Origin of the sequence: Dietzia sp. SYD-A1 (assembly GCF_015356725.1) — a bacterium.
Classification (GTDB): Bacteria; Actinomycetota; Actinomycetes; order Mycobacteriales; family Mycobacteriaceae; genus Dietzia.
Genome location: NZ_JADDKI010000135.1, coordinates 1 through 13,362 on the forward strand (window position 1 = coordinate 1; position 13,362 = coordinate 13,362).

14 protein-coding genes are annotated in these 13,362 nt (G+C 70.4%); 4 read left to right on the forward strand and 10 right to left on the reverse strand.

Annotation, left to right across the window (positions count from 1 at the left end):
• The 5 genes from rfbD to IY392_RS06345 form a co-directional block, all read right to left on the reverse strand.
• A partial coding sequence (gene rfbD, locus IY392_RS06325; RefSeq protein ID WP_375292894.1) for a dTDP-4-dehydrorhamnose reductase occupies positions 1 to 897 on the reverse strand: 897 nt, incomplete at its 3' end.
• 134 nt (positions 898 to 1,031) lie between these two features.
• A complete protein-coding gene (gene rfbA, locus IY392_RS06330; protein WP_182612776.1) occupies positions 1,032 to 1,913 on the reverse strand; it encodes a glucose-1-phosphate thymidylyltransferase RfbA in 882 nt (293 codons plus the stop codon).
• Positions 1,910 to 2,938 carry a dTDP-glucose 4,6-dehydratase gene (gene rfbB, locus IY392_RS06335; protein ID WP_194860789.1) on the reverse strand — a complete coding sequence of 343 codons (1,029 nt, stop codon included), beginning with the start codon at positions 2,936 to 2,938 and terminating at the stop codon, positions 1,910 to 1,912. Before rfbB ends, rfbA begins: the two co-directional genes overlap by 4 nt.
• A 10-nt stretch (positions 2,939 to 2,948) precedes the next feature.
• Positions 2,949 to 3,980 (reverse strand): YihY/virulence factor BrkB family protein, encoded by a 1,032-nt coding sequence (locus IY392_RS06340; RefSeq protein WP_228549097.1) that lies wholly within the window; start codon positions 3,978 to 3,980, stop codon positions 2,949 to 2,951.
• 57 nt (positions 3,981 to 4,037) lie between these two features.
• The gene (locus IY392_RS06345; RefSeq protein WP_107757155.1) at positions 4,038 to 5,114 is read right to left on the reverse strand and encodes a YihY/virulence factor BrkB family protein; all 1,077 of its coding nucleotides are present in this window, start codon (positions 5,112 to 5,114) and stop codon (positions 4,038 to 4,040) included.
• A gap of 164 nt (positions 5,115 to 5,278) precedes the next feature.
• Between IY392_RS06345 and IY392_RS06350 the strand changes: the two genes are divergently transcribed.
• Positions 5,279 to 5,674, forward strand: coding sequence for a hypothetical protein (locus IY392_RS06350; protein WP_107757156.1), 396 nt, complete (start codon positions 5,279 to 5,281; stop codon positions 5,672 to 5,674).
• Between the two features lie 4 nt (positions 5,675 to 5,678).
• Here the strand turns inward: IY392_RS06350 and IY392_RS06355 are convergent, their stop codons facing one another.
• Together IY392_RS06355 and IY392_RS06360 are read right to left on the reverse strand one after the other, a co-directional pair.
• Entirely contained in the window at positions 5,679 to 6,491 is an 813-nt protein-coding gene (locus tag IY392_RS06355; protein WP_107757157.1) for a 3'(2'),5'-bisphosphate nucleotidase CysQ, read from the reverse strand.
• 45 nt (positions 6,492 to 6,536) lie between these two features.
• Positions 6,537 to 6,752: a hypothetical protein gene (locus IY392_RS06360; RefSeq protein ID WP_152428035.1), complete on the reverse strand. Its 216-nt coding sequence runs from the start codon at positions 6,750 to 6,752 to the stop codon at positions 6,537 to 6,539.
• A 157-nt stretch (positions 6,753 to 6,909) separates the two neighbouring features.
• On the opposite strand from IY392_RS06360, the gene IY392_RS06365 reads away from it, so the two are divergent.
• Complete coding sequence (locus IY392_RS06365) at positions 6,910 to 7,392, forward strand: Rrf2 family transcriptional regulator (RefSeq protein ID WP_107757158.1); 483 nt, start codon at positions 6,910 to 6,912, stop codon at positions 7,390 to 7,392.
• A 179-nt stretch (positions 7,393 to 7,571) separates the two neighbouring features.
• Positions 7,572 to 8,462, forward strand: a complete 891-nt coding sequence (locus IY392_RS06370) for a sulfite exporter TauE/SafE family protein (protein ID WP_194860790.1) — start codon at positions 7,572 to 7,574, stop codon at positions 8,460 to 8,462.
• A 157-nt stretch (positions 8,463 to 8,619) separates the two neighbouring features.
• Here the strand turns inward: IY392_RS06370 and IY392_RS06375 are convergent, their stop codons facing one another.
• The 3 genes from IY392_RS06375 to cysD form a co-directional block, all read right to left on the reverse strand.
• Positions 8,620 to 9,537 (reverse strand): sulfite exporter TauE/SafE family protein, encoded by a 918-nt coding sequence (locus IY392_RS06375; protein ID WP_182611972.1) that lies wholly within the window; start codon positions 9,535 to 9,537, stop codon positions 8,620 to 8,622.
• A gap of 4 nt (positions 9,538 to 9,541) precedes the next feature.
• Positions 9,542 to 11,386: an adenylyl-sulfate kinase gene (gene cysC / locus IY392_RS06380; RefSeq protein WP_370446360.1), complete on the reverse strand. Its 1,845-nt coding sequence runs from the start codon at positions 11,384 to 11,386 to the stop codon at positions 9,542 to 9,544.
• A gap of 83 nt (positions 11,387 to 11,469) precedes the next feature.
• Positions 11,470 to 12,387, reverse strand: a complete 918-nt coding sequence (cysD, locus tag IY392_RS06385; protein ID WP_107757162.1) for a sulfate adenylyltransferase subunit CysD — start codon at positions 12,385 to 12,387, stop codon at positions 11,470 to 11,472.
• Positions 12,388 to 12,555: 168 nt separating this feature from the next.
• Here cysD and IY392_RS06390 point away from each other — a divergent pair.
• Positions 12,556 to 13,362: helix-turn-helix domain-containing protein (locus tag IY392_RS06390; protein ID WP_194860791.1), on the forward strand; the 807-nt coding region annotated here is incomplete at its 3' end.

Genomic DNA, 13,362 nt, shown 5'->3' on the forward strand with positions numbered 1-13,362 from the left:
GTGTGCGTGCTCGGCCATCGCGGCGGTGAGGTCGGCCCGCCAGTCCGGTAGTGGCGATAGTCCCGCCGCCCGCCACGAGGCGTCGGACAGCACGGAGAAGGCCGGCCTGGGTGCCGGCCGGGGGAACTCCGAGGAGCTGCAGGGGCGGATCCGGTCCGGGTCGGCTCCGTACCAACTGAACACCGCGCGGGCGAGCTCGCACCAGGTCGCGCGCCCGCCTCCGGCAGCGTGCAGGGTGAGCCCGCGGGTGTCGACCCGGCCGGCCTTCTCGGCGGCCAGCATTTCCAGCAGACCGCCCGCGAGCGCCTGCGTGGACGTGGGCGAGCCCCACTGGTCGTCGACCACGGTGAGCTCGTCTCGCTCGCCTTCCAGTCGGACCATGGTGGCGACGAAGTCGCTTCCGGACAGGCCCGCCCTCACCCGATCCGGGCCGGTGTAGAGCCACGCGGTGCGGACTATCGTCGCCTCGGGATGAGCCCCCAGCACACCCCGCTCCCCCGCCACCTTGGTGCGACCGTACGCGGTGGAGGGGGCGGTCGGGTCCGTGGGTTCGAGCGCAGGAGCGGTGGCCGGGTCGCCTCCTCCGGGGATCTCACCGGAGAAGACGTAGTCGGTGCTGATATGAACCATCCGGATCCCGCGATCGCGGCAGGCCGCGGCGAGCGACTCCGCGCCGTCGGTGTTGATCGCCCGGGCACCCGCCTCGTCGGTCTCGGCCTCGTCGACGTTCGTGTACGCCGCCGCGTTGACGACGACCTCCGGGTCATGGCGATCGAGGGCCGCGGCGATCGACGCGGGATCGGTGATGTCCAGTTCGTCACGGCCCGGGGCGTGTGCCACCCCGGAGAGCGCGTGACCGAGCTGCCCGCGACCGCCGGTGACGAGGATTCTCGGCAGCCCGGCGGGGCGGACGGGTTCGCCCGCCCCCTCCGCATCCGCTCCTCCCGATGCACTCCGGCGTGCACCGCTGCTCAGGCGGGCGTGCATCGGGGGGAGCGGCTGTGCATGCTGATCGTCCGGATGGCCGCCGTTCATAGGTGCCGACCCTTCTCGCGGCGGAGCACGTCGAGCAGGTAGGCCCCGTACCCGGACTTCTCGAGGTCGTGGGCGCGGGAGGTGAGCTCGTCGTCGCCGAGATACCCCATCCGCCACGCCACCTCCTCCGGGCAGCCGATCTTCAGGCCCTGCCGGTCCTCGATGGTCCGCACGTAGTTGCCCGCGTCGAGCAGAGAGTCGTGGGTGCCGGTGTCCAACCACGCCGTGCCGCGCGGGAGGACCTCGACCCGGAGTCGGCCCGCCTCGAGGTAGTGGCGGTTGACATCCGTGATCTCGTACTCCCCGCGCGGCGACTTCTCGAGGTTCCGCGCGACCTCCACCACATCGGCGCTGTAGAAGTAGAGGCCCGGTACGGCGAAGTCGGAGGACGGGTTCTGAGGCTTCTCCTCGAGGCTGATCGCGCGACCGTCCGGGTCGAAGTCGATCACCCCGTAGTCGCCCGGGTTGGAGACGCGGTAGGCGAACACGGCGCCGCCGTCGAGGTCGGCGAACCTGCGCAGCTGCGTCCCCATCCCAGGGCCGTAGAAGATGTTGTCGCCCAGGATCAGCGCCACCGCATCGTCGCCGATGTGCTCCGCTCCCAGCACGAACGCCTGCGCCAGCCCCTCGGGGGCGGCCTGCTCCACGTAGCTCAGGGTGATGCCGAACTGACTGCCGTCGCCCAGCAGCCGCCGGAACTGCGGCGCGTCCTCGGGCGTGGTGATGAGAAGGATGTCCTGGATTCCCGCCAGCATGAGGGTGGACAGCGGGTAGTAGATCATCGGCTTGTCGTAGACCGGCATGAGCTGCTTGCTCGTCGCCAACGTGAGCGGGCGCAACCGGGTGCCGCTGCCGCCGGCCAGGACGATGCCTTTCACAGCACCCTCTCCGTCCGGGCGTACTTCGCCTCGACGCTCTGTTTGACCGGCTCCCACCAGTCCCGGTTCTCGCGGTACCACTCGATGGTGTGGGCCAGCCCGTCCCGCAGGTTCGTGTGCTGCGGCTCCCACCCGAGCTCCTCGCGGGTGGCGGTGGCGTCGATCGCGTACCGCAGATCGTGGCCGGGACGATCGGTGACGTGGTCGAAACCGGGATCGCCGTCCGTACCGGCGGCACCCATGAGCTCGCAGATCATGTGCATGACCTGCAGGTTGGAGTGCTCGCCGTCGGCGCCGACGAGGTAGGTGCGGCCCGGCTCGCCGCCGGCCAGGATCCGCAGGACGGCCGAGTTGTGGTCATCGACATGGATCCAGTCCCGCACGTTGGCTCCACTGCCGTAGAGGCGGGGGCGTTGCCCGGTGAGAAGGTTGGTGATCTGCCGCGGGATGAACTTCTCGACATGCTGGTACGGGCCGTAGTTGTTGGAGCAGTTACTGATCGTGGCGCGCACACCGAAACTCCGGACCCACGCGCGGACCAGCATGTCCGCGCCGGCCTTGGTGGCCGAGTACGGGCTCGACGGGTTGTAGGCGGTGGCCGGGGTGAACCTGTCCGGATCGTCCAGCTGCAGGTCGCCGTAGACCTCGTCGGTCGACACGTGGTGCAGGCGCACGTCGTGGCCGCGGCAGGCCTCGAGCACGGCGTAGGTGCCCACGATGTTGGAGTGCACGAACGGCCACGGGGTGACGAGCGAGTTGTCGTTGTGGCTCTCGGCGGCGAAATGCACCACCGCGTCGTCAGGCCCCGTGAGCTGCGCGACGAGCCGGTCGGTGACGGCGGGGTCCGCGCAGTCGGCCTCCACCAGCTCGACCCGATCCGACGGGAGTCCGGCCAGACTCGCGCGATTGGCGGCATAGGTCATCGCGTCCAGCACCGTGACGTGGGCACCCGGGTGCTCGCGGATGACCGTGTGGACGAAGTTGGCGCCGATGAACCCGGCTCCCCCGGTGACGACGAGGCGCATACGGGCAACCCTACCGTCGTGCACGCCCCGCCTCCGTGGGCTCCTCCGGCTCGCGTCGGAGCCCGCGGTACTCCTCGAGCATCCTGGCCCGCCTGCGTGCGAAGAAATCGCTCGCGGTGGTGTCCCTCGGGGTAACCTGCACGTTCTCCTCTGCCGGGATGCCGGACCGGAGCTGGCGGATGCGCAACACCTCGGTGTCCAGACGCGCGCCGTAGAGCACCGCCATGTTGACCAGCCACAGCCACACCAGGAACACGATGATCCCGGCGAGCGAACCGTAGGAGCGGTTGAAGTTGCCGAAATGGGAGACGAAGAAGCCGAACCCGGCGGTGGCGACTCCCATGATGAGCAGCGCCGCGGCCGCCCCGAGCGACACCCAGTGGAACTTCCGTCCGGCGACGTTGGGCGCGAATCGGTAGAGGATCGCCAGTGCGAGAACCGCGGAGACGAGGGCCGCGGGCCACTTGGCCAGGCCCCACACGGCCAGTGCCGTCTCTCCCAGACCGATCCACCCGCCCACGGTCTCGGCGATCGGTCCGGTGAACACCAGCGCCAGTCCGCCCACTGCCACGAGGACGACGAGCAACGCCGTGAGCAGCAGACCGACGGGCACCAGCCGCCAGGGCGGGCGCCCCTCCTCGACCCCGAACACCAGGTTCATCGCCCGGCCCAGCGCCCGCACGTAGCGGGATGCGGTCCACAGCGCGATCACCACACCGACCACGAGCGCCGTGCCGGCGGCCTGCGTCGTGACGACCGCCTCGACCGGGTCCCGGATCGGATCCAGGATCTCCTCCGGGGCGACGTCGGACAGCATGCCCATGAGGGCATCGACCGTCCTGGCGCCCTGACCGAGCACCCCGAGCAGTGAGACCACCACAAGGAGTGCGGGGAAGAGCGAGAGCACACCGTAGAAGGTGAGCGCCCCCGCCTGATCGGGGCCACGGTCGCGGAAGAACTCACCCACCGAGCGTTCGAGGACCAGGCGGACGGTGCGGAGTCGGCGTCGGGCGGTCGACGCGGTCCCGCCGGAGGAGTTCATACCCCGATTGTGGCTGCTCGACAGCGCCTCGCGCCTCCCGCCGCGCGGCGGGAGGCGTCAGTGGGAGTCGCGCGCCTGTTCCGCCTGGGCCTCGCGGCGGATGTCGGCGGAGTCGTCGATGGTCTTCTGTCGCTTCTCCTCGGCCTTGTCGCTGGCGGTGGTGTCCCGCGGCGGGAGTTGGATGGTCTCCTCGGCGTGCAGTCCGGCCTGTAGCTCGCGGGCCCGCTCCACCTCGGCGTCCACCTCGGCCCCGAAGAGCAGCGCGTTGTTGGTGATCCAGAGCCAGAGCAGGAAGATGATGACGCCGGCCAGCGAGCCGTAGGTGGCGTTGTAGCTGGAGAAGTTGGACACGTAGAACACGAACCCCGCGGTGGCGACGGCCCAGACCAGCAGCGCCACGACCGCGCCGAGGGAGACCCATCGGAACTTCGGCTGCTTGACGTTGGGCGAGAACCCGTAGAGCGCGGCCAGGATCACGACGACGACGAGGACCAGCGCCGGCCACTTGGCGATGCCCCACACGGTCACCGCGGTCTCACCGAGACCCACCAGGTCACCCACCCATTCCGCGATGGGGCCGCTGACGACGAGCATGAGCCCGGCCAGGCACACGAGGAGGAGCAGCACGGCGGTGAGGAGCACCATGGCGGGCTTGAGCTTCCAGAAGGGGCGCCCCTCCTCGACCTCGTAGATGCGGTTCATCGCCCGCCCGAAGGCCCCCACGTACCCGGACGCCGTCCACAGTGCACCCAGCAGACCGGTGACCAGGGCGACGCCGGCGGCGGGGGTGTTGACCAGGGACTCGATCGGCCCGCGGAGCGCGGCGAGCGTCTCCTCCGGCGCGGCGCCCTCGAACAATTCCATCACGGCGTTGACGGTCTCCTGCCCCTGCCCGAACACCCCGAGCAGCGACACCACCGCCAACAGGGCGGGAAAGATCGAGAGCACCGCGAAGTAGGTCAGCGCGGCGGCCAGGTCCGTGCACTTGTCCTTGGAGAACTCCGCGGCGGCGCGCGTGAGGCCGATCTTCCAGGTCCCCGCCTTGAGCGAGGTGGGCGACTCGGGCTTGCCGGCGTCGGGGTCGGCCTCCGGGTCGGGCTTGTCGGTGATGTCTCGGGTGCTGTTCGCGCTCATGCAGGTGACTGTTCCACCGGCGACCCCCACGCGCATCCTCTGGGGTCGATCTCCTGCGGGGGTGACGTGCCGGTCCCGTGCGTTACCCTCGTCGGTGCCACATCACCAAAGCGTGACATCACCTGTGTCGCAGCACCCGCGACCCCGACCCTCCAGGAGCACTCATGAGCCTGTCCAACGCCATCCTCCGCGGAGTCACCGGCGCCTTCGTCCTCAACTCGGGACTGTCCAAGCGGAACCTGCCCACCGAGTCCGCCGAGGGCCTCCAGGGCTTCGCCGCCACCGGCGTGCCCCAGGTGACCAAGATGGAACCGGACACGTTCGGGAAGTTCGTCGCCTACTCCGAGATCGGCATCGGCGCGGCCCTGTTGACGCCCGTCGTGTCACCGCGCCTCGCGGGCGCCGCGCTCGGCACCTTCTCCGCGGGCTTGCTGTCGATGTACTTCCGCAACCCCTCGATGACCGAGTCCGACGGCATCCGCCCGTCCCAGGAGGGCATGAGCCTGGCCAAGGACGCGTTCATGGCGGCCATCGCGGGGGCCCTGATCACCAGCAGGTGACCCCTCACGCCGACGCGATGGCCTCCAGGATCGCCTCGGCCAGGTCCGGGCGGCACACCACCAGGTCCGGCAGATAGGTCTCGGCGACGTTGTACTCCAGCGGGGAGCCGTCCACCCGCACGGCGACGAACCCCCTGGCCAGGGCCACGCCCGCCGGCGCGGCCGAATCCCACTGGTACTGGCCGCCCGCGTGGATGTAGGCGTCGGCCTCCCCGCGCACCACGGCCGCCGCCTTGGCGCCGGCCGAACCGAGGGGCACCAGATCCCCGCCCACGGACTCGGCGACCGCCTCCGCGAACGCCGGCGGACGGGAGGCCGAGAGCACGATTCTCGGCCGCGAGCCCGAGCGTGGCGGGAGGAGGCCACCCCCGTCCACCCCGCCGTTGCCCACAGGGGGGGCGTAGACCTCGTCGTCGTCGACCCCCATGACCACACCGAGCGCCGGGAGCGCGACCGCGGCGGCGGCCAGCCGCGCTCGTGCGGGGTCCCCGGACCGCTCCCACAGCGCCACGTGGACCGCCCAGTCCGGACGGTCGCCGAGCCCGTACTCGCGCGTGCCGTCGACGGGATCGATGATCCACACACGGTCGGCGTCGACGCGGGCGAGGTCGTCGCTCGACTCCTCCGACAACACCGAGTCTCCGGGGCGTTCGGCGGCCAGACGCTCGAGGAGCAGGGCGTTGGCGCGGCGGTCCCCGAGGTCACCCAGTTCACGCTTGGTGGGTCCCGACGACCGGAGCTCCACCAACAGGCGACCGGCATCCGCGGCGAGGTCGACGGCGAGCTGCTGATCGGAGGAACGCATGGGTGCTGTCATGACCTCCACAGTAGAAGGCCCGATGCGGCAGCGGATGCGGGACGGCTATCGCCGACGCAGACGCAGGCCGCGGCGTCGACTGCTGCCGTACTCCCGGACGACGCGGGCCGGCTCATCCGGGCAACGGTGGGCGTCGGCGGCGACCCGCGCCGCGCCTCGCGAGGGCAGCGTGCCGCTGGTCGCGCCACAACGACGGCAGCCCCAGACCGCGCCGTCGGAGGTCTCGTGGACGTAGCAGGTCCGCTCATCCGCCTCGTTCATGTCGCTCCTCGGAGCAGGGCGCCGACCCCGAGCCGGCGCGAATTCGGCCATTATGTCACAAAACTTTCATGTTGACGCATGCCAGGTTGTCCGGCGCCGCTCCCCCACCCCGGTCCGCGGCCACTCAGGAGATCCGCCCCCATGGGAGACTGTTCCCATGAGGGTCACCGCGAAGTCGGACTACGCGTTGCGTGCGCTCGTCGAGCTCGCGAACGCCCAACGCGCCCACAGTGGCGACGGTCCCCGCGAGAACCCGATCAGCGCCGAGGAACTGGGCCGGCTCCAGGACATCCCGCACGGCTTCCTGCAGTCGATCCTGTCGGACCTGCGCCGGGCCGGCATCGTGGCCAGCCGACGGGGCAAGACCGGTGGCTGGACACTCGCTCAGGACGCGGGCTCCGTCACTGTCGCCGATGTCCTCCGCGCGGTCGACGGCCCGCTCGTCAGCGTGTATGACGTGCGGCCCGAGGCGGTCGATTACAACGAGCGGGCCGCGGTCCTCCAGCACGTGTGGATCGCGTCGAGGGCGTCCCTGCGGCGGGTCATGGACGCAGTGACACTGTCCGACCTCGCCGAGGGCCGGCTACCGGGCGACGTCCACGCCCTCACCCTCGACGAAGACGCCTGGGAGCCCCGGTGAGCGGCGGACCCCGCCGCCACTGACCCGCCGACCCGCCGTGGTGGCCAACCCCAGGCCCTGATGCTAAAGTCTACTGAACTACTCTGTTTAATGCCCTAGTGGGCTGCGGTCGGACGAGGCCTCGCCCGCTACGTGGTTCCGAGAACCCCCCACTCGACCGACGCCGGAGGATCCCCCTCGTGCCCACCCTGATCATCCTCGGCTTCGCCGGACTGCTCGCCCAGCTGGTCGACGGCTCGCTCGGCATGGGATACGGCGTCACCTCGACGACCATCCTCGTGGCCGCCGGGATCGCGCCCGCGGCCGCGTCGGCAGCCGTGCACTTCGCCCAGATCGGCACCACCCTCGCGTCCGGCGTCTCCCACCACAAGTTCGGGAACGTGGACTGGCGCATCGTCGCGATCCTCGCGGGCCCGGGCGCGGTGGGCGCCTTCATCGGCGCGACGGCCCTGGCGTCGTTGTCCAGCGCGACCGCCAAGCCCATCGTCGCTTCGCTCCTGCTCGCACTGGGTTTCTACGTCCTCTACCGCTTCCTGCGACTGGGAGGCAGGCGGCCCCAGTTCTCCGGCCAGATCTCGGCGCGCTTCCTGGTGCCACTGGGCTTCGTCGGCGGAACCCTCGACGCGTTCGGAGGCGGCGGGTGGGGCCCGGTGGGGACCACCACTCTGCTCTCCTCGGGCCGGGTGGAACCGCGCAAGGTGGTCGGCTCGATCAGCGCCTCCGAGTTCGTGGTGGCGGTGAGCGCGTCCATCGGCTTCCTCTTCGGTCTCGGCGCCGCGGGCATCAACTGGGCGTTCGCCGTCGCGCTGCTCGTCGGTGGCGTGATCGCCGCTCCGTTCGCGGCCTGGATGGTCCGGCACATGTCCGCCCGCGTCCTGGGCACGGCCGCGGGCGGTCTCATCATCATCACCAACACCTTCACCCTGCTGAGCGCTGCCGACGCCCCGGCGATCGTGATCGGGCCCGTGCTCGGGACGCTGGTCCTGGTGTGGATCGCGCTCGTGGTCCACGCGGTGCGTGCCGTCCGCCGTGAGCGGACTCCCGATCCGGAACTCGTCACCACCTCCTGACCGCCCCTCCGCCCGATCCGCGCGCCAACCCCCATCCGCGCGCCATTACTGCATTCGCACGCGGAATATCGTGAGTGGATGCAGTACTCACGCGCGGATGCGGCGGGATCGGCACGCGGGTGGGCCCGGCGCGCCGTGTGCGTGAGTCAGGCGAGGGTCAGGCGCGCACGCGGTCCTGCGCCGCCCGCTCGCCGAGATGCACCGAGTATCTGCGCACCAGCGCCCGCCATACGAGTGGCCCGCCCGTCACCAGCACCAGGGCGATCACACCGATCAGTGGCGGCGACGCCCCGAGCATCGCCGAGGCGGTGACCGCCAACACGATGGTGATGCCCCGCCGGATCAGACCCTGCGGCACCCGGCCGGCGACCCGGGAGCCGAAGAACGTCCCGATCGCCCCGCCGATCAGCAGCGGCACCAGCAGGGTCCAGTCGACGCCGGTCACCATCACGTGCCCTATGGCCGCCGCGATCACCAGCGGGACCGCCTGCACGAGGTCGGTGCCCACCAGCCGCAGCGCGGCCAGGGTCGGGTACAGCAGCATGATGCACATCATGATGACCGTGCCGGAGCCCACCGAGGTGATGCCCACCATCAGTCCGCCGACCACTCCGACCAGCAGGGTGACGAGCGGTCTGACCGGTGGGTTCGGGTCGCTGCCCGTACGGATCTTGCCGGCCATCTCGAAGAACGCCCGCAGGAAGTAGGCGGAGGAGGCCACGATGAGCGTCCCGCCGATGGCCTTCTTCAGCAGCCCCTGGACGTCGTCGGCTCCCACCGCGTGCACCAGCCAGGCCCCCAGGTACGCGGTCGGAACCGAGCCCAGGATCAGCCAGAACGCGATCTTCAGGTTGGGTTTGCCGTGCTTCCAGTGCACTCCGGCCCCGACCACCTTGTTCACCGCGTTGACCACCAGATCGTTGGCCACGGCGGCGGTGGGAGGGATCCCCACGAGGATGAGCGCGGGCGTCATCAACGCCCCGCCGCCCATCCCCGTCAGACCTATGACCACGCCGATCACCGCGCTGACGACCAGCAGCCCCAGTGAGTCGTAGGACCAGAGCGCCTCGGGCACCCGCTCAGACGCCCAGGATCGAGCTGACGATCCGCTGCGCCACCTCTTCCGCGGTGCCGTCCTCCGGACGGATGTGTAGGTCGGGGGTCAGCGGCGGCTCGTACGGCGCGGAGACGCCGGTGAACTCCGGGATCTCGCCGGCCCGCGCCTTGGCGTACAGCCCCTTGGGGTCGCGCGCCTCGCACTCGGCCAACGGCGTGTCCACGAACACCTCGGTGAAGGGCAGGTCGGCCGCGGAGTGGACGCCGCGCGCTTTGTCGCGGTCGGCGCGCATCGGGGAGATGAGGGAACAGATGACGACGACGCCGGCATCGGCGAACAGTGCCGCCACCTCCGCGGTGCGACGGATGTTCTCCGCCCGGTCCTCGGCCGAGAACCCGAGGTCGGCGTTGAGGCCGTGCCGCAGGTTGTCCCCGTCGAGGATGTAGGCGGGGTGGCCGGACTCGATGAGCAACCGCTCCACCTCGGAGGCGATCGTGGACTTGCCCGAACCCGACAGGCCGGTGAGCCACAGGGTGCGGCCCTGCCCGCGGTCGCCGCGCTGGACGGCACCGGCGTGCCAGACCACGTTGGACCCGGTGGTGGCGGGCCCGATGATCATGCCCGCGCCCACGGTGTTGCCGGAGAGCTCGTCCACGAGGATGAACGCCCCGGTGTCCCGGTTGCGGCGGTAGGGGTCGTACATCAACGGCGTCTGCGTGCGCAGGCCGATGCGACCGATCTCGTTGAGCCCCAGCTCGGTGGAGTCGGGGTCGCGGTGCAGGGTGTTGACGTCGAGCCGGTACTCCAGGCCCGTGACGATCGCCTTGGTGTCGCGGGTGGTGTGCTTGACGACGTACCGCTTGTTGGGCGTGAGGGTCGAGTCGTCGGCGAACCAGCAGACCATCGCCTCGAGCTCGGTGCCCTGGTGCGGCCGGTTGCCGGGCCGGGCGATCATCTCACCACGGACGATGTCGATCTCGTCGTTGAGCGCGATGGTCACCGCGGCCGGCGCCGCCGCCTCGTCGAGCTCGGCTCCGCCCGGGCCCCAGATGGCCTTGATGGTCGACTGCCGACCGGACGGCATGACCACCACCTCGTCGTCGACCTTCATGATCCCCCCGGCGACGGTGCCGGCGAAGGACCGGTGGTCCAGTCCGTCCGCGCGCTGGGGGCGGATCACGTACTGCACGGGGAACCGGACGTCGGTGAGGTTGCGGTCCGACGCGATGTGCACGTTCTCCAGGTGGTCGAGCAGTGCCGGGCCCGTGTACCAGGGCATGGCCTCGGACCTGTCGACCACGTTGTCACCCTTGAGGGCGGACAGCGGGACGAACGTCACGTCGTGGACCTCGAGCTTGGCGGCGAAATCGGTGAACTCGGTGCGGATGGCCTCGAACGTGGCCTCGTCGTAGTCGACCAGATCCATCTTGTTGACGGCCACGACCAGGCGCGGGATGCCCAGGAGCGCGGACAGGAACGCGTGCCGGCGGGTCTGCTCGAGCACCCCCTTGCGGGCGTCGACGAGGATGATCGCCACGTCGGCCGTCGAGGCACCGGTGACCATGTTGCGCGTGTACTGCACGTGGCCCGGGGTGTCGGCGATGATGAACTTGCGACGCGGACTCGAGAAGTAGCGATAGGCCACGTCGATGGTGATGCCCTGCTCGCGCTCGGACCGCAGCCCGTCGGTGAGCAGCGCGAGGTCGGTGTACTCGTCGCCGCGCTTGGCGGAGGTGGCCTCGATCGAGGCCAGCTGGTCCTCGAAGATGCCCTTGGAGTCGAAGAGCAGGCGCCCGATGAGGGTCGACTTACCGTCGTCGACCGACCCCGCGGTGGCGATGCGTAGCAGCTGGGCGTGCTCGGACATCGTGCTCAACTGCTCCGCGGTGAGGGTCGACGCGGTGCTGAGGGACGGGGCGCCGGCGGAGGACGCGGTGGTGGCGGAACTCATCAGAAGTAGCCTTCCTTCTTGCGGTCTTCCATGCCGGCCTCGGAGATCCGGTCGTCGGCACGGGTGGCGCCGCGCTCGGTGACGCGGGTGCCCGCGACCTCGGCCACGACGGCGGCGTTGTCGGCGGCGTCGGACTCCACGCAGCCGGTGCAGGTGGCGTCCCCGACGGTGCGGAAACGGACCAGCTCGGTGCGCGCCTCCTCGCCCGGGAGGGTCTCGAGGAAGCGGGTCTTGGCCAGCAGCATGCCGTCGCGCTCGATCACCTCGCGCTGGTGCGCGTAGTAGATGGGCGGCAGCGCGATGTCCTCGCGCTCGATGTACTGCCAGATGTCCAGCTCGGTCCAGTTGGACAGCGGGAACACCCGGATGTGCTCGCCCTTGCGGTGATTACCGTTGTAGAGCTTCCACAGCTCGGGGCGCTGCGCGCGCGGGTCCCAGGCTCCGAACGCGTCGCGGAAGGAGAAGACGCGCTCCTTGGCCCGGGCCTTCTCCTCGTCGCGACGGGCGCCCCCGAAGACCGCGTCGAAGCGGTTCTCCTGGATGCCGCGCAACAGCGCGGCCGTCTGGAGGCGGTTACGGCTGGTGCCGACGCCGGTCTCCTCGACCACGCGGCCGGCGTCGATGTCGTCCTGGACGTAGGACACGAGCAGTTGGACGCCGGTCTGGTCGACCACCCTGTCGCGGTACTCGATGACCTCGTCGAAGTTGTGCCCGGTGTCGACGTGCATGAGCGGGAACGGCATGGGCGCGGGCCAGAAGGCCTTGCGCGCGAGGTGGAACATCACCACGGAGTCCTTGCCACCCGAGAACAGCATCCCCGGGCGTTCGAACTGCGCGGCTACCTCGCGGAAGATGTGGACTGACTCGGCCTCGAGTGCGTCGAGGTGCGAGAGCGTCACCGCCGTCCTCGCTGTCATGCGACCTCCAATGTCGTGGGCTGGCCCGGTCCGACCGGACGACAGACCGCAGACAGGTCTGTCTGCGGTCTGGTTCGGGGTCCATCGTGCGCCCCGAAGGCCGCGATTTTCATCTCGGCGAGCGAAACAGTGCGCACATCGCCGACATGTCGACATACGATGTCGACTATGCGCCATGAGCCCACGCATCGCGTCCTCGCCGTGATCGAGGCACTGTCACGCGAGGGCCCACCGCTGCCCCTCGCGGAGATCGCCCGGATCACCGGGGCCAGCCGCTCCACCCTCCACGCCGTGCTGGCGGAGATGCAGGACGCACGGTGGGCCGAGAAGTGGGAGGGCGGGTGGCGCGCCGGGCCCACGATGCGCACGATCGCCGCATCCCTGTCCGCCGAGGTCGACCTGGCCCGGGCCGCCCGTCAGCCCCTGGAACGCCTCGTCGACGACACGGGGATCGCCGCCGTGGTGTTCGAGACCCGCGACGGCATGAGCGAGGTCGTGGACGTGGTGGGGGCGGGCATGCGCACGGCCTCCCGGCCGGACATCGCGGTGGGCCACGTCGTCCCGGTGCGGGCACCCTTCGCCCGTGAGCTCGTCGCCCGGTTACCGGTGGTCGACCAGCGGCGGTGGCTCTCGGATTCCGGCGGTCTCACCGAGGCGGCCCGGGAGCGACTGGAAGTGGTGATGCCTCAGATCGCCCGGCGGGGCTGGTCCATCGAGCGCCTCACGCCGGCGCGCCGCGAGCTGCTGAGGATGGCCGACTCCCTGGAGTCCTCGGGCGTGGGAGCCCTCGTGCGCGACCGCGTCTCCGAACTGTTCGTGGAACTGTCCGAGATCGACGTGACCGACGCCGAGCTCTCCGCCGCCGCCGACCTCGCCGTGGCCTCGGTGTCCGCCCCCGTGCTGCGGGCCGACGGCCGGGTGATCGGATCGGTGGCGGTGACCCCCGGGCGCCGAATGACCGGGCGGGCCGTGGGG

Bases quoted from the DNA above. Each gene is read 5' to 3' on its own strand.
- rfbB (WP_194860789.1), bottom strand. From the start codon at position 2,938: ATGCGCCTCGTCGTCACCGGGGGAGCCGGGTTCATCGGCGCCAACTTC.
- IY392_RS06340 (WP_228549097.1), bottom strand. From the start codon at position 3,980: ATGAACTCCTCCGGCGGGACCGCGTCGACCGCCCGACGCCGACTCCGC.
- IY392_RS06345 (WP_107757155.1), bottom strand. From the start codon at position 5,114: ATGAGCGCGAACAGCACCCGAGACATCACCGACAAGCCCGACCCGGAG.
- IY392_RS06350 (WP_107757156.1), top strand. From the start codon at position 5,279: ATGAGCCTGTCCAACGCCATCCTCCGCGGAGTCACCGGCGCCTTCGTC.
- IY392_RS06355 (WP_107757157.1), bottom strand. From the start codon at position 6,491: ATGACAGCACCCATGCGTTCCTCCGATCAGCAGCTCGCCGTCGACCTC.
- IY392_RS06360 (WP_152428035.1), bottom strand. From the start codon at position 6,752: ATGAACGAGGCGGATGAGCGGACCTGCTACGTCCACGAGACCTCCGAC.
- IY392_RS06365 (WP_107757158.1), top strand. From the start codon at position 6,910: ATGAGGGTCACCGCGAAGTCGGACTACGCGTTGCGTGCGCTCGTCGAG.
- cysC (WP_370446360.1), bottom strand. From the start codon at position 11,386: ATGTCCGAGCACGCCCAGCTGCTACGCATCGCCACCGCGGGGTCGGTC.
- cysD (WP_107757162.1), bottom strand. From the start codon at position 12,387: ATGACAGCGAGGACGGCGGTGACGCTCTCGCACCTCGACGCACTCGAG.